A 22,686-nucleotide genomic window follows, 5' to 3' on the forward strand; every position below is an offset into this window, starting at 1 on the left:
GCCCGGTCCCGGCCCACTCGGCGGGGCCTGGTGGGTGGGAAGCGGGCCTGGGGGCCGGGCCGGGGGCCATCGGCCGCCCGGGGTTCAGCCCGGGGTTCAGCCCGCCGCGGTTCAGCGCACTGCGGTCAGCCCACTTCGCTCAGCCCACCGTGGTTCAGCGCACTGCGGTGTGGCTGCCAGGAGTGAGCCGGCCGTGGTCCGTACCGCCGAGCTTGTCGATCATGGAGTCGTAGATCGGGCGGGCGTGGTCCTGGAGCAGGCTGTCGTGGATGTCGATGGCCCGCCGGGGCGCGACCTCGCGGACGTAGTCGATCACTTCGGCGACCTTGTTCCAGGGCGCGTGGACGGGCAGCAGCAGGGTGTCGACCGTACGCCCCTCGGGGACCGTGAGCGCGTCGCCGGGGTGGAACACCGCGCCGCCGTCGAGGAGGTAGCCGACATTGGTGACGCGCGGGATGTCGGGGTGGATCACGGCGTGCAGCTGGCCGTGCACCTCGACCTCGAAACCGGCCGCGGTGAAGGTGTCGCCCTCGCCGACGGTGTGGACGCGGCCGGGAAAAGCGGCCGAGAGCTGCTCGGCGACGCTGGCGAGGGTCCAGATCTCGGCACCGGGGTTGGCCTCCATCCCCGCCCGCAGCCGGTCCTCGTGGAAGTGGTCCATGTGCTCGTGGGTGACCAGGATCGCGTCCGCGCCGACGGCCGCGTCCTCCTCGCTGAAGACACCCGGGTCGATCACGAGCGTCTGCCCGTCCTTCTCCAGCCGGACACAGGCATGGGTCTTCTTGGTGAGTTCCATGCCTGCCATCTTGCCGCGCCGGGGAGCGGGCTGGGCGCCGGTGTGATCGCCCGGCTCGCGTCTCTGACACGCGCGTCCCCGCGTCACCTGACCCGCCCACCCCCCGAAGGGGGGTGGGCGGCGGGGAAAAACCAAGGAACGGGTGCGCGGCGGGGAAAGCCAAGAAGCAGGTGAGCGGCGGGGAAAAAGCAAGAGCGGGTGGGCGACGGACAAAACCAAGGAGCAGATGGGCGGCCGGTAAAACCAAGGAGCGGGTGGGCGGCGGGGAAAGAGGGCGCTCAGGCAGTGCAGCCGACACAAGGAGACGCCGAGGGCCGGCGGCCCCCGCTCCGCTCCCCTCCCTCCTCAGCCCTCCGGTGTCGTTTCCTCGCGGATGACCTGCTGGGCGACTGCGAAGGCGGAGTTGGCGGCCGGGACGCCGCAGTAGATGGCCGTGTGGAGGAGGACTTCCTTGATCTCCGACGGGGTGAGGCCGTTGCGGAGGGCTGCCCGGGTGTGCAGGGCCAGCTCTTCCTTGTGGCCGCGGGCGGTCAGTGCGGTGAGCGTGATGATGCTGCGGGTGCGGCGGTCCAGGCCCGGGCGGGTCCAGGTCTCGCCCCAGGCGTAGCGGGTGATGAAGTCCTGGAAGTCGCCGGTGAAGTCGTCGGCGGCGGCCTGGGCGCGGTCGACGTGGGCGTCGCCGAGCACCTCCCGGCGGACCTTGAGGCCCGCCTCGTACGTGCCGCCGCGGTCCTGCTCGGGCTGGGCGAGGCCGGACTCTATGGCGGCGGGGGGCGCCTGCGGGGGCGGCGGGGGTGCGATCTGCGGCTTGGGGGCGGCGGCGCCGATGGCCGCTTGGCCACCGGGGCCGGGCTTGTCGTGCCAGGCGTTGGTGAAGTGCCGGATGAGCAGCTCGGTGACGGCCGCGGGCTGCTCGACGGGCGCCAGGTGGGAGGTGCCGGGGACCAGGGCCAGGCTCGCGTCGGGTATGCCGGCGACCAGGGTGCGGGCGTCGGTGGTCGGGGTGACCTGGTCCTCGGAGCCGACGACGACGAGCGTGGGCACGCCGACGCGGCCGAGCGAGGAGCGCACGTCGAAGGAGGCCAGCGCCTCACAGGCGGCGATGTAGCAGCCGGGGTCGGTGGTCCGCACCATCTGCACGGCCCATTCGACGATGGCGGGCTGGGCGCCGGCGAAGCCCGGCGTGAACCAGTGCTCGGGGGCGGTGCGGGCGATCGGGTCGAGTCCGTTGGTGCGGATGACGACGCCGCGCTGCCGCCAGGCGTCGGCGGTCCCGTAGCGCGGCGAGGAGGACACCAGTGCCAGGGAGGTGACGCGATGCGGGCGGGTGAGCGCCAGCTGGGTGCCGATGGCGCCGCCGATGTTGCAGCCGGCGTAGCCGAAGCGGTCCACGCCGAGGGCGTCGAGCGTGGCGATCAGCCGGTCGGCCAGCTCGGCGACGGAGGGCGCCGCGTGGGCGGGGGAACCGCCGTGTCCGGGCAGGTCGAAACGGATGACCCGCCACTGGCGGGTCAGCTCGGGGATCTGCCGGTCCCACATGTGCCATGTGGTACCCAGCGCGGCACCGAGGACGAGTACGGGTGCGTCGTCTGGACCATCGATCCGGTGCTGCAGGGTCTTCTCACTCACCCGACCACGCTACCCACTCCGTGACGCGATCCTGACACCCGGGTCAGGACGAGCCGGTCCGAGGACCGCCGGAGCGTGGCCGCCCACCGCGCCCGAAGCGGGATCTGTGCAGGTCAGAGCCTCATCGTGGACGATGTGCGACGACATCTCGCGCACGCCTTGCGCGCTCTCCCATCTCACTCACGCCCTGCGCGCTCTCCCCTCTCACGGTTTCTCACACCCCGTCGCCCCGCCCCTGCCTCCCCACGCGATCAAGACCTGGAACCGGGACCTGCACACCCCCGCCTCCTGAAGCACCCCGCCCCCAGGGCAGCGGCACGCCGGCGCCACTGCCCACCCAGGCATGCCCGAAACCCCGCCTCCAGCCCGCGCCGGTCGCAGCGAGGCAATCCCACGCAGGGAGGAAACATGCCGTTCGAGTTCCGCCCTCACTCCGGATTCAAGGCCCCGTCTGCCCACGGCCGCTCAAGAGAACGTTTGTTCACGATCTGCCCCTTCATCACCCGTTACGGGGAGCGGAACGGGCCGTTCTTTAGAGCACCTGTACCCATCCCCGTCTTCTGGAGAAGCCATGAATCCTGCGCTCGCCCTCACATATCGCCCTGTTCGGTTCGAACGACGGCAGACCACAGCCCGGGGCGCAGCTCAGCCCAGGCAGGTAGCTGACGCCTCTTCTCGACGTGCGCCGCGCTCATCCCGTCCGGATACGAGGTGGTGGGCATGAGCGCGGACAAAGCGGATAAAGAAGCCGCGGCGCCGGCACCGCAGCAGCGCGCGAGCCTGCCCGGGCCCCGGCAGGAACCACTGAGCCTTCCGCCGGCAACTGAGCCCGCGAAACCGGGGGACGGTGATGTCGCCGATGAGCTGGAGGAGGCGTACTGGTCGGTCTACGACGGCGCCGCGGCCAGGTCGACGGTCGGCGAGGTCCTGGTGCGGCTGCCGCGCATCGTGGGACAGATCGGCCGGCTGGCGTGGCAGGCGGACCGATCGGCCACGCTGGCCGTCGTGGTGCTCCAGCTGGTCTCCGCGGCCATGGCGGCCTGCGGGCTGGTGGCGTCGGTGGGGGTGCTGCGGGAGTTGTTCGGCCACGGGCCGACGCCGGACAAGGTCCGCGGCGCGGTGCCGCAGCTTCTGCTCGTGGTGGGCTTCCTGTCCGCACGGGCGCTTCTGGAGGCCGGGGTCGCCGTCGCGCAGGCGCGGGTGACGCCGAAGATCCGCACCGCGCTGGAGTGTGACTTCCTGCGGCTGACCGCACATGTCCGGCTGGAGGTCGTCGACGATGCCGACTGGCACGACGACGCCTACCGCGCTTCCGACCGCGGCCTGTTCTATGCCCGGCAGATCGTCGGCCAGGTCGTCGCCCTGGCCTCCACGCTGCTCGGACTGATCGGCACGGCCAGCGTGCTCACCGCACTGCACCCCGCCCTGCTCCCTCTGCTCCTGCTGTCCGTTCTGCCCGTCGGGGCCGCGGCGGTGCGCACGGCGAGGGCGCGATTCCACAGCTTCAAGCGGTGGAACGCCCTCCAGCGCCGGGTGCGGGTCTTCTCCTGGCTGCTGCTGGAGCGGGACGCCGCCGCCGAACTGCGCTCCGACACCGCCCAGGACGCCATCCTGGACGAGCACCGCCGGCTGACCGCCCGGATCGCCGAGGAGGACACCCATCTCGGCGTGAGTTCCGCCGTACTGACGCTGGCCGGCCGGGCCGTGGGCGGGATCGGGACCGGCGTCACGTATGTCGCGCTGGGAGCCATGCTGATCGCCGGCTGGCTTCCGCTCGCCGCCGGTGCCGGCGCGGTCCTGGCGATCCAGACCGGACAGGCCGCGCTCACCCGCTTCGTGGACGTGGCGCACCTGGTCTACGAGCACGCCATGTGGGTCGATGACCTCCTGAGGTTCCAGGAACGCTGCCGCGGGCTGCAACCCCGTCGGCGTGCGCTGACCGCACCGGCCACCGTCGCCGCCCTCACGCTCGAGGACGTCGGCTTCACCTACCCCGGCAAGGAGACGCCCGCACTGAGCGGGGTCTCGATGACGCTGCGCGCCGGGGAGACGGTCGCCTTCGTGGGCGTCAACGGCTCCGGGAAGAGCACCTGTTCACGGCTGATCGCCGGGCTGTACGAGGCGGGCGAAGGCACGGTGCGCTGGGACGGGGTGGATGTGCGGGACATGGACTCCGAGTCGCTGCAAGCCCGGGTCGCCACCGTGCTCCAGGACCCGGTGCACTTTCCGTTCAGCGCACTGGCGAACCTCACGGTCTCCCGCGGGACGCTCACCCACACCGACCCCCAGCGGGCGTTGGACGCGGCGCGGGCCTCCGGAGCCGAGCAGGTCATCGCAGGTCTGCCGGGCACCTGGCAGGCGGTGCTGTCGAAACGGTTCCGGGGTGGCCAAGAGCTGTCGGCCGGCCAATGGGCCAAGATCGCCGTGGCCCGAGGGCTGTACAAGAACGCTCCCGTGCTCCTGCTCGACGAACCCACCGCGAGCATGGATCCCAAGGCCGAACACGCCGTCTATCAGGCGGTGTTGCGGAACAAGGCGCGGGCCGATCAGATCACGGTGCTGATCTCGCACCGGCTGGCGAGCGTCGTCGAATGCGACCGGATCTACGTCTTCGACGGTGGCCGGATCACCGAATCCGGCTCGCACCAGCAGCTCATGGACCTCCGCGGCGACTACGCCCAGATGTTCACCCTCCAGGCATCCGGCTACCAGGCCGCCCCCGCGGCCTCCGACTCCGACCCCAGGACGGTGCGTCCGTGACCGAACAGACCACGCCGACCGACTCGGCCCTGCCCAACCCGTGTCCGCCGGCGAACGCATCAGTGCTGATCTACAACGGAGCCGGCGCATACCTGCTGCACCTACGGGACGACATCCCCGGCATCTGGGAGCCAGGAGCGTGGTCCCTGCTCGGCGGCGGCCGCGAACCGGGGGACCGGTCCTGGAGGAGCACCGGCCACTGGACCGGCGACCCCGCGACGTTGCACCTGACCGAGGGCGTCATGCTGCACTGGTTCCGGCCAGAGGTCATGCCACGCCTCCGGATGGCCGCCTCGACCCGCGACCTGATCCGCCGCCACGTCGAACTGCTCCGACTCGCCGGCCCAGGAGCTGCCGCTGAGACGGCCACCGGCAACAGCACCAGCCGCTGACCGGCCCAGCCCCCCTCCAGCCTCGTCCAGAGGCGCGAAAACCGTCCTCAACGGCATCGGCGCCCACCTCTACCTGCAAGACGCCGACGGCAAGATCCTCCTCGGTTTGCGTCACCCCGACTCCGCCTACGCCGGCTCCATGTGGCACTTCCTGGCCGTTCATCAGGCAAGTGCGTGGGCGGCAACGAGGTGTCGGCTGCTCCGAGCCCGGCTTTGGTCCCCAAGGCCGGGCTCGGAGCAGGGACGCGGAGGGCCCCGCACGAAACCGGGAGGTCGGGGGTTCACGTGCGGGGCCGCTCACGGGGTGTGGGCCGTCAGACTCCGATCAGGGTGTACGTACCCGTACCGTCCTGCCTGCCTGCCGCTGGAGTACTGGCGTATGAACTCCCCGTCCGCGTACCGGTCGTGGCCCATCATGGAGCCGGTGTACTTGTTCTGCACACCGATCTTCGAGCTGCCGGGTACGTCGCGGTAGATGTAGAACCGCTGGAGGTCGTCCTCCGCGCAGGGGGCCGTCGTCAGGACCGCCCGTTCGGCGGCCGCGTTCTGCCCGGCGAGGGTCGCGCACCCGCCGTTGCCCCAGTTCCACAGGGACGCTTCGAGGACCCCGTTGTGCTCCGTCACGTTGCACAGGCGCCAGTTGTCCAGGTGGGCGCTGAAGATCGTCGAGGGCCGCAGGCGGACACCGTCGGCCGCCAGGAGCGGCGCGCCCCAGGACAGGGGCTTGCCGGGTACGGCGATCTTGTAGGCGCCGGCCTGGCAGTCGAGCGCGGCCCGCGCGCTGCGCCCGGTGGCCTTGGGCTGTTCGGCAATCGTGCCGCTGGTGGGAGCCGGGTGCTGCACGAGGCGGTCCCGCTTCTGCTCCGCCGTCGGCGCCACCGCACCCGCCGGGTGCTCGGCCTTCGCGGCGGCCGAGCCGCAGTCGAGGAGGTCTTGTGCCTTGGCCATGATGCTGCCTGCGGGCACCTTGTCCTGGCAGCGCACCGCGCCTTCCTCAAGGGTGGTGAAGGTGGTGAAGCTACCGCCGTCGGGCCCCTCGATCCACTTCAACGCCCAACTGCCGTCGCCCTGTTGGACGCGGTTGCAGTTGAGGCTTCCGTACGTACCGGTGACCTTCTTGGTGCCCTTGTAGGCGCCGTAGTAGCCGGGCTGGTTGAAGTTCCACGTGACCGCATTCGACTCGGTGCTGGTGGAGGAGTAGTCGACCTTGACGTTCAGGCCCAGGCTTGCGCCGACCTTGCCGAGGGTCTCGACGGCGAAACTCCCCTCGACGTTGCCGTTGAGGCCGACGGAGACCGAGATGGTCGTCTGGGTGCTGGTGCTGACGGTCTGGTTGCCGGTTGTGCCCTCGGTGACGTACCAGCCCTTGAAGTGGGTGATCGTCGGGGACACTTCGGTGGTCTTGATGTACGGGTGGCGTGTGCCGAGGTCGGCCGCCGTACAGGTGTCGCCGGGCCGGGGCGCCGTCGTATTGGTGGGTGTGGCAGCAGCCGGTGAGGCGGCAAGGCCCATGGCGGTGACCGCCCAGGCGGCCGCCGTAGCGGTCACCGCCATGAGTGATCTGCCAACGCGGCTGACGGGTCCTATGGGGCGCATCGTCGCCTATTTCCCCCTGGTCGGGTATGTGTCCGGTCGGGGGTGAATGTAGCGGCCACAGAGGTGGCGGCGTGAGGTCGGAAATGGCCACGAATACTCATGGAGGGGCTTATTCCGCCCCTGGCGCAGGCCATTGCCGGGCCGATTCGATCCCCGGTGAACCCGTACGCCACCGCACATGGGGGACCACCCTGGGAAACGCGTCAGGCACCTGCTCGCGGCAGTAGCCGCACTCCCCCTGACCGCAGCCCGCCGATGACTTCACCAGCTCCTGCCCGCGTCCTCGAACGGCCCCGCCCTCAGGCCGATCAGGAAGCCGGGGCAGGTGCAACCGCCCGGCCTGCTCTTCGGCCTCGGCCTCGGCCGGCCGTCACACGCACACCCCCGCCGGGTCTGCGGCGGTCAGAAACGGACCGTCGACACCGTGTACACCACGGGGTGTCCCGGCTCGTCGTAGCTGACCATGATGCGCTGCGACGGATGCGGTCCGCGGCTGGTGGTCGTGGTGCCCGCCCAGGGCCAGTCGACGCTGAAGTCCCAGCCGACCTTCGCCGCCTGCTCCGGCGGGATGGTCTTGTGGTCCTTCTTGAGGGCGGCGGTGCTGGTGCCGACGGCCGCGAGGTAGTGCTCCAGGCCCCACTCGTTGGTCCGGAACTGGACGAACAGCGAGCTGGTTTCCCAGGAGTTGGTCTCGTAGTAGTAGACCGGGGTCGAGCCGATCGGTACCGGGACGTTGTAGATCCGCTGCTGGACCTTGGAGGGGAAGGCGTTGGTCAGTCCGGTGGCGGCGGCCTCGGCCTCCTTGCCCTCGCCGCTGTCGCGGCTCTGCTCGGCGGAGATGACGATGTAGCCGGCCGGGATCGCGATCAGCAGGAAGACGATCAGCGCCGTCAGCAGGGGGCGGCGGCGCTTGGCCCGGGGCGGCAGGGCGGTGTGGTGGTCGTCGCGCATGGTGGGGGTTTCGGTTTCGGTCATCGGCGGCCGGCCCGTTCATAGCGTTCGTAGCGCTCGACCCGGCGGCGGTTGGCACGGCGGAAGCGGCGGGCGACCAGGCGGGCGAGGTCCGCGGCGCCCACCATGCCCGCCTCGGGGCCCAGCTGGGCCTTGGCGATGGTGGCTTCGGGACGGTAGCCGCGGCCGGTGAGGTGGCGCCGGAAGGCGTCCCGGGCCGGGGCGATCAGCAGGTCGTCGGCGGCGCTGACGCCGCCGCCGATGACGAAGCAGGACGGGTCGAGGGCGGCGGCGAGGTTGGCGATGCCGACGCCGAGCCACTGGCCGATGTCCTGGAGGAGCTCGACGCACATCGCGTCGCCCTCACGGGCGAGCTCGGTGATCAGCGGCCCGGTGATGTCGCCGATGCGGCCGCCGACCCGCTCGATGATGTTGTACGCGACCGGGGAGTCGGCCGCGGCCAGCTCGCGGGCCTCGCGGACCAGGGCGTTGCCGGAGCTGTACTGCTCCCAGCAGCCGCGGTTGCCGCACGGGCAGCGGTGGCCGCCGGGCACGACCTGCATATGGCCGAATTCGCCCGCGACCCCGTATTTGCCGCGCTTGACGGCGCCGTCCTCCAGGATCGCGCCGCCGATACCGGTGCCGAGCGTGATCATGACGAGGTGGTCCTCGCCGCGGCCGGCGCCGAACCGCCATTCCGCCCAGGCAGCGGTGTTGGCGTCGTTGTCGACCATGACGGGGACCGCGAGGCGGCCCGCGAGGCGGTCCCGCAGCGGCTCGTTGCGCCAGTTCAGGTGCGGGGCGAAGAGGACCTTGGAGCGGTCCGCGTCGACCCAGCCGGCCGCTCCGATGCCGACCGCGTGCACGTCGTGCCGGTCGGAGAGGTCGAGCACCAGCTCGGTGATGGTGTCCTCGACGACCTTGGGGCTCTTGGACTTGTCCGGGGTCTCGGTGCGGACCTTCTCCAGGATGCTGCCGTCCGCGTCGACCACGCCCGCCATGACCTTGGTGCCGCCGATGTCGATGCCCACCGTGGGCACGCGCGGGGCGGTCAGGTGGGAGCGCCGCTCACGGGTGCCGACCGTGCGCAGCACGGTGGCCCTGGCCGATCCCCGGTGCACCCGGTCCCGGTACATGCTCATCGGCCCACCCCTTCGCCGTTGCTCCCCCGGTGCCTGACGGGTGTGGGTGGTTCCCCCGTGCGGTGGCTGCGTGCTCGCAAGAGTCGTCTCGTCCCTAGGGGGTCTCGGGAGGCCGGGGCCTCGGCGTGCGGGTCCGGTGCGATTGTGCATCACCGGCGGCGTCCGGCGCACCGCGACCGGCAGTGCCGCGCCCCGCGCGGCCGGGCGGCCGGTGCGGGGCGCGGCACCCTGCTGACCTGCTCAGTCGGGCCGGTGGCCGCCGGGGAATTCCGGGGTGGCGGTGCGGGCCAGCTCGTGGCTGAGTTGTTCCAGTTCGCTGCCGCCCGCCATTTGACGGGTCAGCTCCTCCAGGGCGATCTCCTTCTTGGTGTGGCTGCCGGCCATCGTGCCGCGCTTGAGGAGGACGAAGCGGTCGCCGACGAGGTAGGCGTGGTGCGGGTTGTGCGTGATCAACACCACGCCGAGGCCGGCGTCCCGGGCGGCCGCGACGTACTTGAGGACGACGCCGGACTGCTTGACGCCGAGCGCCGCCGTCGGCTCGTCGAGGACCAGGACCTTGGCGCCGAAGTAGACGGCGCGGGCGATGGCCACGCACTGCCGTTCGCCGCCCGAGAGGGTGCCGATGGGCTGGTCGACGTCGCGCAGGTCGATGCCCATCCGCAGCAGCTCGCTGCGGGTGGTCTCGCGCATCGTGGCGACGTCGAGGCGCTTGAAGGGGCCGATGCCGGTGGTCGGCTCGGAGCCGAGGAAGAAGTTCCGCCAGACCGGCATGAGGGGGACGACGGCGAGGTCCTGGTAGACGGTGGCGATCCCGCGGTCGAGGGCCTCGCGCGGGGAGGCCAGGCTGGTCTCCTCGCCCTCGATGGTGAAGCTGCCGCGGTCGTGCCGGTGCAGCCCGGCGATGATCTTGATGAGGGTGGACTTGCCGGCGCCGTTGTCGCCGAGCACGCAGGTGATCTCCCCCGCGTGCACCTCCAGGGACACGGCCTCCAGTGCCCGGACGTTGCCGTAGTACTTGCTGACGTCGGTCAGCTCGACCAGCGCTGTCATGCCTTGTCCTCCGCCCGCTTGCGGACCCATGCGTTCAGGAGTGTGGCGAGCAGCAGCATCGCGCCGAGGAAGAACTTGTACCAGTCCGGATTCCACTGCGCGTAGACGATGCCCTTGCTGGCCATGCCGAAGATGAAGGCGCCGACGGCGGCGCCGATCGCCGAGCCGAAGCCGCCGGTCATCAGGCAGCCGCCGACCGCCGCGGCGATGATGTAGAGGAATTCGTTGCCGACGCCGTCGCCGGACTGGATCGCGTCGTAGGAGAACAGCAGGTGCTGGCCGGAGATCCAGGCGGCGAAGGCGACGCCCATGTACAGGCCGATCTTGGTCTTGGTGACCGGGACGCCGACCGCCCGCGCGGCGTCGGCGTTGCCGCCCACCGCGAAGATCCAGTTGCCGACGCGGGTGCGCAGCAGCACCCAGGTGGCCACGGCGACCAGTGCGATCCACCACACGATGGTGACCTGGATGTCGACGCTGCCGACGGTCAGGTGCGAGGCGAAGAGGGTACGGGCCGATGCGAAGCCCTCCATGTCGGAGATGGACTTCGTCGACACGGTGCCGCTGATCAGCTTGGTGAAGCCGAGGTTGAGGCCGGTCAGCATGAAGAAGGTGCCGAGCGTGATGATGAAGCTGGGCAGTTTCGTGCGGGTCAGCAGGAATCCGTTGAACGCCCCGATGGCGAGGGTGACCAGTAGGGACACCCCGACGCCGACCCAGGTGTTGGCGGTCATCTGGTAGCTGAACATCGACGAGATCAGCGCCGAGCTGACGACCATGACGCCGGCCGAGAGGTCGAATTCCCCGCCGATCATCAGCAGCGCCACCGGTACGGCCATGATCCCGATGGTCGAGGAGGCGTAGAGCACGGTGGAGAGGCTGGACGCCCGCAGGAAGGGCTCGGCGACGATCGAGAAGAAGACGAAGACCGCGGCGGCGCCGACGACCGAGCCCAGTTCGGGGCGGCCCATCAGCCGGCGGGCCAGGGAGCGGTGCAGCAGCCGTTCGTCCTGGACGGGGGCCTTGAGGGTGGCGGTCATCGGGTACCCCGCTTCGTGTAGTCCTGCAGGGCGCCGGCGTCCTTCTTGGTGATCACCTGGGGCCCGGTGAGCACCGGCTTCCCGCCGCCGAGGGTGTCGGAGTTGTACTTGTACAGCCAGAGCAGGTCGACCGCCTCGTAGCCCTGGAGGTAGGGCTGCTGGTCGACGGCGAAGCCGAGGGTGTTGTCCTTGAGGCCGGCCGCGACCTGGGCGTTGAGGTCGAAGGTGTCGATCTCGGCCTTGCTGCCGGCCTGTTCCCTGGCCTTGACGGCGGTGGGCGCGAAGGGTGCGCCGAGGGTGACCACGGCGTCGATGGCCGGGTCGGCCTGGAGCTTGGACTCGATGGAGGACTGCACGTCGGGCATGTTGGTGCCCTCGACGTAGAGCTTCTCCAGCTTGCCCTTGAACGTCTTGGCGGCGCCCTCGCAGCGCTGTTCGTGGCCGACGTTGCCCTGTTCGTGCAGGACGCACAGGGCCTTCTTGCGGCCGCGCCGGTTCAGCTCGTCGCCGACCGCCTCGCCGGCCACCGTCTCGTCCTGCCCGATGTGGGTGAGCGCGCCGAACGCCTTGGACTCCTCGGCGCCGGAGTTGACGGTGATCACGGGTATGCCGGCCTTCTCGGCCTTTTCGACGACGTCCTTCATGGCGTTGGGCTTGGCGAGGGAGACGATCAGCCCGTCGACCTTCTGGTCGATGTAGGACTGCACCAGCTGGCTCTGCCGCTGGGCCTCCTCGTCGTGCCCGTAGACGAACTTGATGTTGTCCTTGAGGGCGGCCTGCTGGGCGCCGTTCTGCACGATGTCCCAGAAGGTGTCGCCGTCTCCCGAGTGGGTGACCATGGCGAACGTCCACCTGGGGGTGTTCACCGCGGCCTTGCCGCCGGCGGCCTTGGCGGCGCGCTCTTCCTCGGCGCGCTTGCCGCCGGTGCTGCTGCACCCCGCCAGGGAGGCGCCGAGCACCGCTGCCAGCACGGCGCTCACGACGCGTCCCCTTCTTCGAACCCTTGCCACGAGGACTCGCCCTTCCCGCTGATCTCGCCGTGTCGGCTGCGTCGGTCGTATTCGCTGTGTGGGCCGCCCGGTCCGGGCGGGTGCGGTGCCGCACTCCGGCGCCGGCCGGCCGGGGCCAACCGGCCAAGTATCCGTTACCGGTGATCTGTCCCGGTTCATGGGGTCGTCCCGTCTTCCCTCTGCTCTCACCTGGTGCCTCGCCCGGTGTACTCGGTCAGCTGGGGTACGTCCTTCTGGGTCACCAGCGCGGGCCCGGTGAGCACCGGCTTCCCGCCGCCGAGGACGTCCGCGTTGGTCTTGTGCAGCCAGAGCAGGTCGACGGCCTCGTAGCCCTGGAGGTAGGGCTGCTGGTCGACGGCGAAGGTGACGTCCTTGGCCTTGAGCAGCTTGACCACGGCGCCGTTCAGGTCGAACGTCGCGATCTGTGCGTGGCTGCCGGCGTCCTGCTTGGCCTTGACCGAGAGCGCCGCGATGGGGGCGCCGAGGGTCACGATCGCGTCGAGCGACGTGTCGGACTGCAGCTTGGCCTCGATCGAGGACTGGGCGGCCGGGGCGTTGGTGCCGTCGACGTTGAGGTTCTCGACGGTCCCGTGGAAGCCCTTGCGGACGCCCGCGCAGCGGTCCTCCAGCGACACGTTGCCCTGCTCGTGGAGGACGCAGAGGACCTTCTTCGCCCCCCGGTGGTTCAGCTCCTCGCCGACCGCGCGGCCGGCCACCGACTCGTCCTGCCCGATGTGGGTGAGCGCCCCGTACGCCCGGGAGAACTCACCGCCCGAGTTGATGGTGATCACGGGGATGCCGGCGGCCTCGGCCTTGCGGACGGCCGCCTTGACGGCCTGCGGTTTGGCGAGGGTGACGATCAGTCCGTCGACCTTCTGGTCGATGTAGGACTGGATCAGCTCGGCCTGCTGGCCGCCCTCCTTGTCGTGGGCGTAGAGGAACTTCACGTGGTCCTTGGCGGCGGCCTGCTGGGCGCCGTTCTGGACGATGTCCCAGAAGGTGTCGCCGTCGCCGGCGTGGCTGACCATCCCGATGGTCATGCGGGTGCCGCCGGCCCCCTCGTCCTTGGCGTCCTGGCCGCCGGTGGCGCTGCACCCGGCGACCAGTGCGACGGTGGTCAGTAAAGCGGCGGCGCTGCGGAGGGTGAGCCGCCGGACGCCGGTCGTACGGACGCTGATCATCGTGGAACCGCCTTTTCTCCACGGCCGCCGGAATGCGGCTGGAGGAGTTGTAACGGGCGGCGCGGAGCCACGTCAATGCTTTGTCAGAACATTCTGACGAAAGCACATGGCTGGGTGAACGTGAGCACGGTGCGGCCGCGGCGCGGCTCCCGGGGACCGCCCGGCGCCCTCACGGCCGTACGAGCAGCTGGAACTCGAAGGCGTAGCGCGACGCCCGGTAGACGTGCGAGCCGAACTCCACGGCGCGTCCGGTGTCGTCGAAGGTCGTGCGCTGCATGGTGAGCAGCGGGGCGCCCTCGGGCTCGTCGAGCCGCTGCCCCTCCTCCGGGGTGGCGGCCCGGGCGCCGACGGCCTGGCGGGCGCTGTGCAGGGTGATCCCGGCCGACCGCATCAGGCGGTACAGCCCGGTCTGCTCCAGTTCGGCGGTGTCCAGCTTCAGCAGGCCGGCGGGGAGGTGGTTGCGCAGGTGGGCGACGGGTTCGCCGTGGGTCAGCCGGAGCCGCTCGACCAGCGCGACCTCCGCGCCCTCGGCGATGCCCAGCGCGGCGGCGACCTCGGCATCGGCCTCGGTGGTGGTGTTGAGCAGCACCCGGGTGGCCGGCTTCTGCCCGGCCGCCTCCAGGTCGTCGTAGAGGCTGCTCAGCTCCAGCGGGCGCTTGACCTGGCTGTGCACGACCTGGGTGCCGATGCCGCGGCGGCGCACCAGCAGCCCCTTGTCGACCAGCGACTGGATGGCCTGGCGGACCGTGGGCCGGGAGAGCCCGAGCCGGCCGGCCAGTTCGATCTCGTTGCCGAGCAGGCTGCCGGGGGCCAGTTTGCCGGTCTCGATCGCCGCCTCCAGCTGCTGCGACAGCTGGAAATACAGCGGGACCGGACTGCTCCGGTCCACGCTGAACTGAACGGGGCTCTCGGCGCCCAGGGCCTGTTCCGTATCGCGTTTCCCCACGTTCGCGAGCGTATCCGCCCGCACAGTTGACGGGAAGTCCGGAGGTCACATTGTCCGGACATGAGGGGTCACCCTGGGGCCGCGGCGGGCTACCAGGGCAGCGGGCGGCCGTCCCGGAAGAAGCCGCCCGTGGGGCCGTCGTCCGGCAGGGTCGCCGCGTGCACGACACCGGCCGCGCCCTCGGCCACCGGCCGGCCGCCCGGCCCGCCCATGTCGGTGGCCACCCAGCCCGGGCAGACCGCGTTGACCAGCACGCCGTCGGCCCGCAGCTCGGCGGCCAGCATCCGGGTGAGCGCGTTGAGCGCCGCCTTGGACGCGGTGTACGCGGGGGTGCCGCCGCCCATGGTGGTCAGCGAGCCGGCCTCGCTGGAGACGTTGACCAGCCGCGGATGGTCCGAGGCGCGCAGCAGCGGGGCGAACGCGATCGCGGTGCGCCACGGCCCGTAGAGGTTGGTCTCGGCCACCTCGCGCACCCGCCCGAGATCGGCGGTGACCGCCCGCTGCCCGGTGTCGTAGCCGATGGCGGCGTTGTTGACCAGCACGTCCAGCCGGCCGAAGCGCTCGGCGACCTCGGCCGCGGCCGCCGCCACACCGGCGTCGTCGGTGACGTCCATGCGCAACGGCCGCACGTCCCGGCCCGCCCCGGGAGCACCGCGCAGTTCCCCGGCCGCCCGCCGCACGGCGCCCGGCGAGCGTCCGGTCAGCAGCACCGTGTACCCGCGCGCCGCCAGCTGCCGGCACACCTCACGGCCGATGCCGCGGGTGGCGCCGGTGACGAGGGCGACGGGTCCGGTGGGAGGGTCGGTGTCCATGGATCCATCGTCCGTCCGCAACTTCCTGCGCGTCCAAGGCCGCTTCTGATAACCCATGGCTATGGACGCTCATCTGCGGGACCTGCGCTATTTCGTCGCCACGGCCGAGGAGTTGAACTTCACCCGGGCCGCCGAGCGGCTGTTCATCTCCCAGCCGGGGCTGAGCAAGCAGATCCGGCAGCTGGAGGACGGCCTGCGGGTGAAGCTGTTCGACCGCGACCGGCGCACGGTGACGCTGACCGCGTCCGGTGCCGCGCTGCTGCCCAGGGCGCGGGAGCTGGTCCAGCTCTGGGACGAGGCGCAGCGGGCGGTCAGCGACGCGGCCGCCGCGGAGGCCGCCGTGCTGACCCTGGGCATCTCGACGAGCACCGGCCGCGGACTGCTCCCCGCGATCCGCGCGCGGCTCGCCGAGCGCCGCCCCAACTGGCGCCTCCAGGTGCGGCAGATCGACTGGGCGGACGCCACCGCCGGGCTCGCGGGCGGCGAGACGGACCTGGCGCTGCTGTGGCTGCCGTTCCCGGGGCAGGAGGCGTTCGCCGTGCAGGTCGTGGCCACCGAACCGCGGTGGGTGGCGCTGCCGGCCGGCCACCGGCTCGCGGCGGCCGCCGAGATCCCGTTCGCCGCGCTGCTCGACGAACCGTTCCTGGCACTGCCGGAATCCGCGGGGGTCCTGCGGGACCACTGGCTCGCGGTGGACGAACGGGGCGGCCGGCCGGTGCGCGTCGGCGGGGTGGTCGCCAACGCGGACGAGACCTTCGAGGCGGTGGCCGAGGGCCTGGGGGTGGTCCTGCTGGCGGCCGGGAACGCCGCGCTCTACCGGCGTCCCGGCGTCGTCGCCCGCCCCGTCACCGGCCTGGCCCCCACCCGCCTCGCGCTGGTCCGCCGCCCGGACGACCACCGCACCGTGCTGCGCGACGTCCTCGACGCCGTCCGGCACCACGAGTCACCGCCCGCCACCCCCTGACCGGCCACACCCGACCGCACCTGTCCGCACGTCAGCTGTGAGGAGTCCCCATGTCCGTACGCCGGGTCGTCCCCGACCTCCGGTCGACCGCCCTGGAGGAGAACCGCGACTTCTACGGGCTGCTCGGCCTGGCCGAGGTCATGAACCAGGGCTGGGTCATGACCCTGGCCTCGCCGGCCAACCCCACCGCCCAGCTCACCTTCCTGACCGCGGACCGGACCGCTCCGGTCACCCCCGACCTCAGCATCGAGGTCGACGACGTGGACGCGGTCCACGCCGCCCTTCAGGCCGCGGGCGCCACGATCGTCCGGCCCCTCGCGGACGAGGAGTGGGGCGTACGCCGCTTCTTCGTCCGCGACCCGGACGGACGGATCGTCAACGTCCTCGGGCACACGGTCAGTCGTCCCTGACGGCGAACGGGCCGCCGTCCCCGAAGACCCGCTCGGCGAACCGCTCGCCGATACGGCGATGGCCGGCCGGGTCCGGGTGGAGCGCGTCGGGCAGCGGCAGTTCGGCGTGGTCCGCCTCGCCGTAGAGCACGCGGCCGTCGAGGTAGTGCAGGTTCGGGTCATCGACCGCCCGCGCGGCGGTGATCCGGGCCAGCTCGTCCCGGATGCGGTTCAGCGTGAGGCGCCCGGGGTCCTTGGGGTCGCCGAGGGCGGTGAAGCGCAGCGTCCCGGAGCTGAAGTCCGGCGCGCCGGGTCCGGGGGTGTCCTCGTGGACCGGGCACAGGACGGCCGACACGACCAGCAGCGGCGCGGTCGGGTGCCCGTCGCGGATCGTGTCGAGGAAGCCGTGGACCGCCGGCCCGAAGGCGCGCAGCCGCATCAGGTCGTGGCCGACCAGATTGATGCCGATCTTGACGCTGATCAGGTCCGCGGGTGTGTCCCGCATGGCGCGGGCGGTGAACGGGTCCAGCAGGGCGTTGCCGCCGAAACCGAGGTTGATCAGCTCCACCCCGCCGCGGGCGGCGGCCAGCGCCGGCCAGGTCTCGGTGGGGCCTTCGGCGGAGGAGCCGTGGCTGATCGAGCTGCCGTGGTGCAGCCAGACCCGGCGGCCGCGGTCCGGGGCGGCCTCGACCGGTGCGTCGGTGCGCAGCGCGATCAGCTCGGTGGTCTCCGTCTGCGGCAGCCAGATCTCGATGTCCTTCATGCCGGCGGCCAGATCGCCGAACCGGAGGGTGCCGGGCGGGCCGGAGCGGGTGGCGATCACCTGGGTGGACAGGTCGATGGTGCGGACGTTGCCGGCCGCGACACCGGCCCGGGCGGTGAGCCGGCCGTCCACGACCAGGTCGTACACGCCGTCCGGCTGGGGCGGGGCGCCCTCGTAGACCGTCTTCGTGGGGAGCGTGTCCAGCTCGACGGCGGTGGCACGGGTGCGGAAGACCAGCCGTACGCCGGAGGGCTGGGACTCGACCATGGACAGGTAGTCGTCGGGCCACTGCTGACGGGCCCACGCGGGCAGCCGGTGCGGCAGCACGCCGTGCGCGGTGCGCTCCACCTCCAGGGCACCGCGCAGGAGGTGCGGTTCCACGGGGGTGGTGATCCAGTCGGTCACGCTGGCCTGCCTGCGGGGATCGGGAACGTCCTGAGGACGCCGTGGAACGGAAGGATCATGATGACCAGCCTGCCCACCGGATGCCCGTTTCGCACCCGCTTTTCCTCAGCCACCGCCGGCCGGACCGCTGTCTGCCGGTCCGCTGCCCGCTGGCTCGCTGCCCGCCGGCCCGTCGCCTGTGGGGCCGTCGCCTGTCGGGCCGTTGAGGGACAACGCCGTGCCCTGCGCCACCGCACACAGGCGCTCGGTACCGTCCGCGTCGAGCACCGTCAGATCGCACCGGCACACGGCCTGCCGGCGGCCGGCGTGGACGACCTCGGCGCGGGCGCGGAGTGTCCGGCCGCGCGCCGGCCGCAGGTACTGGATCGAGAAGCCGCCGGTGACGATGGCCGGGCCCAGGGCGGTGGCCGCGGCGAACGTCAGGGTGTTGTCGGCGGCGTACGACAGCACCCCGCCGTGCACGAACCCGTACTGCTGCAGCAGTTCCTCACGGATGTCCAGCTCCAACGTCGCCCCGCCGTCCCCGAACGCGGTGAGCCGGGCCCGCAGCAGCCTGCTGAACGGCTGCTCGTCCAGGCCCTTCTGGGCCGCCACGAGAGCGAAGTCCGCGGCGGGGGCGGAGGCCCCGACGGGATCGGAGGCCGCGGCGGGATCGCGGCCGACGCCCGCCCGCCCGGTGTCCGACATCACTCCCCCATCCAGGCGTTCTCGTACTTCCGGTAGGTGCCGTCGTGGGTGGCCAGATGCACCCACTGGTTCACATAGGCCGTGAAGTCGTGGTCACCCCGGGGCAGCGCATACGCCTTCTCGGAGAAGGTGAAGGGCTTGTCCGGGTGGACCGAGCAGAGTTCGGGGTGGAGCTTCGCCTGATAGCGGGTCTCGCTGGCGTCGGTCATCATCACGTCGGCACGGCCCGCGATGATCTCGTCGAAGATCGTGGTGTTGTCCGGATGGACCTTCAGGGTCGCGTGCTTGATGTGGGCGCGGGCGAACTCCTCGTTGGTGCCGCCCGGGTTGACGATGACGGTCGTGCCGGGGCGGTCGATCTGCTCCAGGGTGCCGTACTTGTCCTTGTCCGCACAGCGCACGATCGGGGTCTTGCCGTCCGTGCGGGTGGGCTCGCTGAAGGCGACCGAACGGGCCCGTGCCAGGGTGATCGAGACGCCGCCCATGGCGATGTCGCAGCGCCCGGCCGACAGGTCGCCGACCAGGCCGGCCCAGGTGGACGGGACGTAGCGGGGCTCGGCGTCCAGGCTCCGGGCGAGGTCCCGGGCCATGTCGATGTCCACCCCGCGGTAGCCGCCGGTGCCGGGGTCGCGGTAACTGAAGGGGCGGTAGTCGCCGGTGGTGCACACCCGCAGCACCCCGCGCCGCGGAACGGTGTCGAGCGCCGACGCCTGCCGCCCGTGGGCGGGGGCCGGCTTCCGTGCCGGGGCGGCGCCGGACGCCGCCGGGGCGGCTGCGGTGACGGCGAGCAGACAGGCGAGGGCGGAGAGGGTGACGGCACGCTTCATCGGGTCTCCTGGGGCACCTTGGGCTGTGGGGCGCGGGGCTGACGTCTCGTCGGATGATCGCGCGCTCAGCCTGGCAGAGCCGGTGATCGGCGGGAAGCCCCTGCCCGGAGACCGGGACGACCGGCGGACCGGCCGTCCGGGGAGCGTGCGAGCCAACCACCCTCAGCCGTCGGCCCGGCGACCGTCAGCCCGTCAGGCGGCCCACCAGTCGTCAGCCCGTCAGGCCGCAGCCGGTCAAGCCGGCGGCAGGTGAGTCATCGGCCCGCCGGGCCCCTCAAGGCCCGTCAGCCGCCGTACAGCACACTCTCGTCGTCGCCCGCCGCCCCGTCCGGGGTGGCTTCGGCGAGACGGGTGAGGAGCTCGGCGGCGCGCTTGGCGACGGTGTCGCGGTCGCCTTCGGAGAGGGCGGCGCCCATGCCGACGGCGACCGCGCCGGCGGCGATCCACTCGGGCGCGCTGTCGACCGTCACCCCGCCGGTCGGCAGCAGCGGCGCCTGCGGCAGTGCCGCACGGACCTCCGTGAGCCAGGACGGGTCGTGCGTCGAGGCGGGGAAGAGCTTGAGGGCGTCCGCGCCCAACTCCAGGGCGCGGACCATTTCGGTGGGCGTCGAGACGCCGGGGAAGACCGGGACGCCGTAGCGGTGGGCGGTGCGGATGACCTCGGGGTCCAGGCTGGGCGAGACCAGGAAGCGGGCGCCGGCGTCGACCGCCATCCGGGCCGACATCGCGTCAAGGACCGTGCCCGCGCCGATGACCGCGTCCTCGCCCAGCTCGCGTGTCAGGGTCGTGACCGCCTCCAGGGCGAAGGGGGTGGTCAGGGATATCTCCAGGGTCGTGATGCCGGCCGACAGCAAGGTGTCGGCGGTGGCGCTCGCCTCGTCGTAGGTCTTGCTGCGAACGATGGCGAATACGCGCTGCGCCAGTGCGGCCCGGGTGATCTCCCAGCGATACACGGCAGTTCGCCGTCCTTCCTTGTCTGCGACGCACCATGCCGGACCGCCCGGCCATGGCGGATACGGCACTTTCCCGGGCGTGCCGCAGCAGCTGACCCCACATGGTCCCTTGTCCGCCGATGCCCGCCCGCTCCTCGTTTCCACCGAAACGCTACCGGGAACCACCGACAATCCTCTCCCGGGGGGTGCGCCCCGCGCGCCCCTTCTGCCAAGAAATGCGAGAAGAGCGAGGTCAAAGGGGGCGCACGGCAATGCGGCGGCCGGGGTGCACAAGGCATCCCGACCGCCGCGGCGGAAGGTGTCAGGGTCGTTCGAGCGACCCCGTGCGCCGGCTGAGCCGGTCTCAGCAGTTGCGGTCGACCAGGTCGAACGAGGAGTAGTGGTCGGCGGTGTAGTAGTCCTCGTCCTTCTTCTCGCCGGCCACGATGCGCCGGGCACCGCGGTCGGGCGAGCCCGGTGTGATGACCGTGTACTCGTGGTAGTAGCCGGTGCTCTGCTTCGGCAGGGCGCCTTCGCGGTTGTCGAAGACGGTGCCGTCCTTCGGGTACGGGAAGGGGCCGCCCTTGGCGATCAGGTCGAGGGTGTCATGGGCCTGCGAGGGCAGCTTGGAGTAGCAGACGCTGCCGACGTCCTTGACGTGCACGGCCGTTGCGTACGCCGTCGTGGCGTGCGCGGCGGCCGGGCCGGAGGGGGTGGCGGCGACCGCGGTCCCGCCGAGGAGAAGAGCCGATGCGAGGGCGCCCGCGGCGCCGATCCTGGTAATCCGTGGGGGGATTCTCATACCTCCCAGAATGACGCGCGTAGACATGGCCCTGTCAATCCCAAAAGGCGGATGTTTCCCCGGAGTTCACACGGTCACCCCAACCGGAAGCCCGAAAAATCACGATGTCCCCTTCGGCCCCCACCAGGCATGATGAGCGCGCGGACGATCACCGAGGGCGTGAGCGGACCGGCGGTGCCACGGACGGTCCGTCAGCACCGTGCGCGGCAACGAGAGGGAGGGTTTTCCATGCGGGTCAAGGACTTCGACCACCTGGTGCTCAAGGTGCGGGACATCGAGCGGGCGCTGGACTTCTACTGCGGTCCGCTCGGCCTGGAGCCGGTGCGGGTCGAGGAGTGGCGGGCCGGCGAGGCCCCGTTCCCGTCGGTGCGGATCAATCCCGTCACGATCATCGACCTGATCACCCACCCCGAGGCCGAGGCGGACGCGGCGCCGGCCACCAACGTGGACCACATCTGTCTCGTCGTGGACCCGCTGGACTGGCAGGAGGTCATCGACTCCGGCGTCTTCACCACCGTCCTGGAGGGCCCGGTCGGCCGCTACGGCGCGCGCGGCGATGCCCAGTCGATCTACGTACAGGACCCGGACGGCAACACCGTCGAGCTGCGGTGGTACCCGGAGGACGCGGAGGACGCGGACCGGGCCTGAAACGGGGCGTTCGTTCGTCGGGGGCTTTTGCCTCTGAGGCAAAACTTTTGCCCGCCAGGCCGTATATCGCTATACCGGTGATATGTCCGAGCTCCCCGACGAGCCTCCCGGCGTCCCGCCGGCCGAGCTCCCCACCGTCGCGCCGCGCCTGCGTGACCTGCGGCGACGCAGTGGCCTCACGCTGGAGACGGCGGCCCGGCTGGTCGGGCTGTCGCCCGCGCACCTGTCCCGCCTGGAGACCGGCCGACGGCAGCCCTCGCTGCCCATGCTGCTGGCGCTCGCGCGGACGTACGGAACAACGGTATCCGACCTGCTCGGCGAGACCGCCCGGGAGCGGGACCCGATCGTCCGGGCGGACCGCGCCGAGCCCTCGGAGGCCGGCGGCTGGACGTACTGGACCGTGGGCGGCGCCGGCCGCGCCATGCAGGCGCTCCGGGTGCACGTGCCGCAACGCGCGCAGGGCGAGCTGGTGCGGGTGCATCCCGGCGAGGAGTGGCTCTACGTCCTCAAGGGACGGCTGTGGCTGACGCTCGGTGCGGCGGCGCACGTGCTGGCCCCGGGGGACGCGGCGCACTTCGACTCGCTCACCCCGCACCGGATCGCCGCCGACTCCCGGGGCGGCACGGAGCTCTTGTTCGTCCACACGCTGCTGCAGAGCGGCGCCGCCGAGCTGTGTCTGGGCGACGACGCGAGGTACCGCGGCGTGTGAGCCCACGCGCCGCCCGAACGAAAGGACCGCACGCCGTGCCCGACCGGACTCCGGCCGATCTTCCCTCCGGCCCCTCCGCCGCCCCCGCCGCTTCCCGCTACGTCGAGAACAAGCCACCCCGCGGACTGTATGTGCGGGTGTTCATCTACGTCGTCGCCACGCACGTCCTGCTGGCCTTCATGAGCCTGCTGGTGATCATCGCCAAGTCACGCTGACCGCCGGCCACCGCGGCCGCCGGTTCCCGGCCCCGCCCAC

General features: G+C 71.5%; 21 protein-coding genes and 2 pseudogenes. 7 read left to right on the top strand and 16 right to left on the bottom strand.

Going from position 1 to position 22,686, the window contains the following annotated elements; translation table 11 throughout:
- Positions 1 to 154: 154 nt before the first annotated feature.
- Positions 155 to 796, bottom strand: a complete 642-nt coding sequence (locus ACZ7MX_RS30150; RefSeq protein WP_472136567.1) for an MBL fold metallo-hydrolase — start codon at positions 794 to 796, stop codon at positions 155 to 157.
- 345 nt (positions 797 to 1,141) lie between these two features.
- Entirely contained in the window at positions 1,142 to 2,425 is a 1,284-nt protein-coding gene (gene pcaDC / locus ACZ7MX_RS30155; protein WP_472136569.1) for a bifunctional 3-oxoadipate enol-lactonase/4-carboxymuconolactone decarboxylase PcaDC, read from the bottom strand.
- Between the two features lie 720 nt (positions 2,426 to 3,145).
- Here pcaDC and ACZ7MX_RS30160 point away from each other — a divergent pair.
- Together ACZ7MX_RS30160 and ACZ7MX_RS30165 are read left to right on the top strand one after the other, a co-directional pair.
- Positions 3,146 to 5,185, top strand: a complete 2,040-nt coding sequence (locus ACZ7MX_RS30160) for an ABC transporter ATP-binding protein (protein WP_472136571.1) — start codon at positions 3,146 to 3,148, stop codon at positions 5,183 to 5,185.
- Positions 5,182 to 5,577, top strand: a complete 396-nt coding sequence (locus ACZ7MX_RS30165) for an NUDIX hydrolase (RefSeq protein ID WP_472136572.1) — start codon at positions 5,182 to 5,184, stop codon at positions 5,575 to 5,577. The genes ACZ7MX_RS30160 and ACZ7MX_RS30165 overlap by 4 nt, the downstream gene beginning before the upstream one ends.
- Positions 5,578 to 5,891: 314 nt before the next feature.
- On the opposite strand, the pseudogene ACZ7MX_RS30170 reads toward ACZ7MX_RS30165, so the two are convergent.
- The 9 genes and pseudogenes from ACZ7MX_RS30170 to ACZ7MX_RS30210 form a co-directional block, all read right to left on the bottom strand.
- Positions 5,892 to 7,131, bottom strand: a pseudogene (locus ACZ7MX_RS30170) (hypothetical protein).
- 444 nt (positions 7,132 to 7,575) lie between these two features.
- Entirely contained in the window at positions 7,576 to 8,148 is a 573-nt protein-coding gene (locus ACZ7MX_RS30175; protein ID WP_472136574.1) for a hypothetical protein, read from the bottom strand.
- Positions 8,145 to 9,266: an ROK family glucokinase gene (locus ACZ7MX_RS30180; RefSeq protein WP_472136576.1), complete on the bottom strand. Its 1,122-nt coding sequence runs from the start codon at positions 9,264 to 9,266 to the stop codon at positions 8,145 to 8,147. Before ACZ7MX_RS30180 ends, ACZ7MX_RS30175 begins: the two co-directional genes overlap by 4 nt.
- Positions 9,267 to 9,506: 240 nt before the next feature.
- Positions 9,507 to 10,316: an ATP-binding cassette domain-containing protein gene (locus ACZ7MX_RS30185; protein WP_472136578.1), complete on the bottom strand. Its 810-nt coding sequence runs from the start codon at positions 10,314 to 10,316 to the stop codon at positions 9,507 to 9,509.
- On the bottom strand, positions 10,313 to 11,356 hold the full coding sequence (locus ACZ7MX_RS30190; RefSeq protein WP_472136580.1) for an ABC transporter permease: 1,044 nt from the start codon (positions 11,354 to 11,356) through the stop codon (positions 10,313 to 10,315). Before ACZ7MX_RS30190 ends, ACZ7MX_RS30185 begins: the two co-directional genes overlap by 4 nt.
- A complete protein-coding gene (locus tag ACZ7MX_RS30195; protein ID WP_472136582.1) occupies positions 11,353 to 12,366 on the bottom strand; it encodes a sugar ABC transporter substrate-binding protein in 1,014 nt (337 codons plus the stop codon). Before ACZ7MX_RS30195 ends, ACZ7MX_RS30190 begins: the two co-directional genes overlap by 4 nt.
- A gap of 185 nt (positions 12,367 to 12,551) precedes the next feature.
- Entirely contained in the window at positions 12,552 to 13,547 is a 996-nt protein-coding gene (locus ACZ7MX_RS30200) for a sugar ABC transporter substrate-binding protein (RefSeq protein ID WP_472136583.1), read from the bottom strand.
- A 169-nt stretch (positions 13,548 to 13,716) separates the two neighbouring features.
- Entirely contained in the window at positions 13,717 to 14,493 is a 777-nt protein-coding gene (locus ACZ7MX_RS30205) for a GntR family transcriptional regulator (protein ID WP_472136585.1), read from the bottom strand.
- An 89-nt stretch (positions 14,494 to 14,582) separates the two neighbouring features.
- On the bottom strand, positions 14,583 to 15,305 hold the full coding sequence (locus ACZ7MX_RS30210; protein ID WP_472136587.1) for an SDR family oxidoreductase: 723 nt from the start codon (positions 15,303 to 15,305) through the stop codon (positions 14,583 to 14,585).
- Positions 15,306 to 15,366: 61 nt separating this feature from the next.
- Between ACZ7MX_RS30210 and ACZ7MX_RS30215 the strand changes: the two genes are divergently transcribed.
- Both ACZ7MX_RS30215 and ACZ7MX_RS30220 read left to right on the top strand, forming a co-directional pair.
- A complete protein-coding gene (locus ACZ7MX_RS30215; protein ID WP_472136589.1) occupies positions 15,367 to 16,269 on the top strand; it encodes a LysR family transcriptional regulator in 903 nt (300 codons plus the stop codon).
- A gap of 50 nt (positions 16,270 to 16,319) precedes the next feature.
- Positions 16,320 to 16,679 carry a VOC family protein gene (locus tag ACZ7MX_RS30220; RefSeq protein ID WP_472136591.1) on the top strand — a complete coding sequence of 120 codons (360 nt, stop codon included), beginning with the start codon at positions 16,320 to 16,322 and terminating at the stop codon, positions 16,677 to 16,679.
- Here the strand turns inward: ACZ7MX_RS30220 and ACZ7MX_RS30225 are convergent.
- The 5 genes and pseudogenes from ACZ7MX_RS30225 to ACZ7MX_RS30245 all read right to left on the bottom strand — a co-directional run bounded on the left by ACZ7MX_RS30225 (position 16,666) and on the right by ACZ7MX_RS30245 (position 21,074).
- A complete protein-coding gene (locus ACZ7MX_RS30225; protein ID WP_472136593.1) occupies positions 16,666 to 17,826 on the bottom strand; it encodes a GDSL-type esterase/lipase family protein in 1,161 nt (386 codons plus the stop codon). The genes ACZ7MX_RS30220 and ACZ7MX_RS30225 overlap by 14 nt on opposite strands.
- A 195-nt stretch (positions 17,827 to 18,021) precedes the next feature.
- Positions 18,022 to 18,420 (bottom strand): annotated as a pseudogene (locus ACZ7MX_RS30230) (PaaI family thioesterase); the annotation flags it as partial.
- A gap of 92 nt (positions 18,421 to 18,512) precedes the next feature.
- On the bottom strand, positions 18,513 to 19,340 hold the full coding sequence (locus tag ACZ7MX_RS30235; protein ID WP_472136595.1) for a transporter substrate-binding domain-containing protein: 828 nt from the start codon (positions 19,338 to 19,340) through the stop codon (positions 18,513 to 18,515).
- A gap of 284 nt (positions 19,341 to 19,624) precedes the next feature.
- Positions 19,625 to 20,293, bottom strand: a complete 669-nt coding sequence (locus tag ACZ7MX_RS30240; RefSeq protein WP_472136597.1) for a bifunctional 4-hydroxy-2-oxoglutarate aldolase/2-dehydro-3-deoxy-phosphogluconate aldolase — start codon at positions 20,291 to 20,293, stop codon at positions 19,625 to 19,627.
- Between the two features lie 343 nt (positions 20,294 to 20,636).
- A complete protein-coding gene (locus ACZ7MX_RS30245; protein WP_472136599.1) occupies positions 20,637 to 21,074 on the bottom strand; it encodes a ribonuclease domain-containing protein in 438 nt (145 codons plus the stop codon).
- A gap of 228 nt (positions 21,075 to 21,302) precedes the next feature.
- Here ACZ7MX_RS30245 and ACZ7MX_RS30250 point away from each other — a divergent pair, with 228 nt between their 5' ends.
- The 3 genes from ACZ7MX_RS30250 (at position 21,303) to ACZ7MX_RS30260 (ending at position 22,646) form a co-directional block, all read left to right on the top strand.
- On the top strand, positions 21,303 to 21,722 hold the full coding sequence (locus tag ACZ7MX_RS30250) for a VOC family protein (RefSeq protein WP_472136601.1): 420 nt from the start codon (positions 21,303 to 21,305) through the stop codon (positions 21,720 to 21,722).
- An 82-nt stretch (positions 21,723 to 21,804) separates the two neighbouring features.
- Complete coding sequence (locus ACZ7MX_RS30255; protein ID WP_472136603.1) at positions 21,805 to 22,431, top strand: helix-turn-helix domain-containing protein; 627 nt, start codon at positions 21,805 to 21,807, stop codon at positions 22,429 to 22,431.
- Between the two features lie 35 nt (positions 22,432 to 22,466).
- Positions 22,467 to 22,646, top strand: a complete 180-nt coding sequence (locus ACZ7MX_RS30260; RefSeq protein ID WP_472136605.1) for a DUF6126 family protein — start codon at positions 22,467 to 22,469, stop codon at positions 22,644 to 22,646.
- The last annotated feature ends 40 nt before the right edge of the window (positions 22,647 to 22,686 follow it).

It is taken from the genome of Streptomyces sp. NPDC107765, from assembly GCF_055657085.1.

What these genes read in the sequence shown, in the direction of transcription:
- ACZ7MX_RS30175 (WP_472136574.1), bottom strand. Translation starts at nt 8,148, where the DNA reads ATGACCGAAACCGAAACCCCCACCATGCGCGACGACCACCACACCGCC.
- ACZ7MX_RS30160 (WP_472136571.1), top strand. Translation starts at nt 3,146, where the DNA reads ATGAGCGCGGACAAAGCGGATAAAGAAGCCGCGGCGCCGGCACCGCAG.
- ACZ7MX_RS30190 (WP_472136580.1), bottom strand. Translation starts at nt 11,356, where the DNA reads ATGACCGCCACCCTCAAGGCCCCCGTCCAGGACGAACGGCTGCTGCAC.
- ACZ7MX_RS30180 (WP_472136576.1), bottom strand. Translation starts at nt 9,266, where the DNA reads ATGAGCATGTACCGGGACCGGGTGCACCGGGGATCGGCCAGGGCCACC.
- ACZ7MX_RS30185 (WP_472136578.1), bottom strand. Translation starts at nt 10,316, where the DNA reads ATGACAGCGCTGGTCGAGCTGACCGACGTCAGCAAGTACTACGGCAAC.
- ACZ7MX_RS30235 (WP_472136595.1), bottom strand. Translation starts at nt 19,340, where the DNA reads ATGAAGCGTGCCGTCACCCTCTCCGCCCTCGCCTGTCTGCTCGCCGTC.
- ACZ7MX_RS30150 (WP_472136567.1), bottom strand. Translation starts at nt 796, where the DNA reads ATGGAACTCACCAAGAAGACCCATGCCTGTGTCCGGCTGGAGAAGGAC.
- ACZ7MX_RS30210 (WP_472136587.1), bottom strand. Translation starts at nt 15,305, where the DNA reads ATGGACACCGACCCTCCCACCGGACCCGTCGCCCTCGTCACCGGCGCC.
- ACZ7MX_RS30245 (WP_472136599.1), bottom strand. Translation starts at nt 21,074, where the DNA reads ATGAGAATCCCCCCACGGATTACCAGGATCGGCGCCGCGGGCGCCCTC.
- ACZ7MX_RS30250 (WP_472136601.1), top strand. Translation starts at nt 21,303, where the DNA reads ATGCGGGTCAAGGACTTCGACCACCTGGTGCTCAAGGTGCGGGACATC.
- ACZ7MX_RS30255 (WP_472136603.1), top strand. Translation starts at nt 21,805, where the DNA reads ATGTCCGAGCTCCCCGACGAGCCTCCCGGCGTCCCGCCGGCCGAGCTC.
- ACZ7MX_RS30215 (WP_472136589.1), top strand. Translation starts at nt 15,367, where the DNA reads ATGGACGCTCATCTGCGGGACCTGCGCTATTTCGTCGCCACGGCCGAG.
- ACZ7MX_RS30200 (WP_472136583.1), bottom strand. Translation starts at nt 13,547, where the DNA reads ATGATCAGCGTCCGTACGACCGGCGTCCGGCGGCTCACCCTCCGCAGC.
- ACZ7MX_RS30220 (WP_472136591.1), top strand. Translation starts at nt 16,320, where the DNA reads ATGTCCGTACGCCGGGTCGTCCCCGACCTCCGGTCGACCGCCCTGGAG.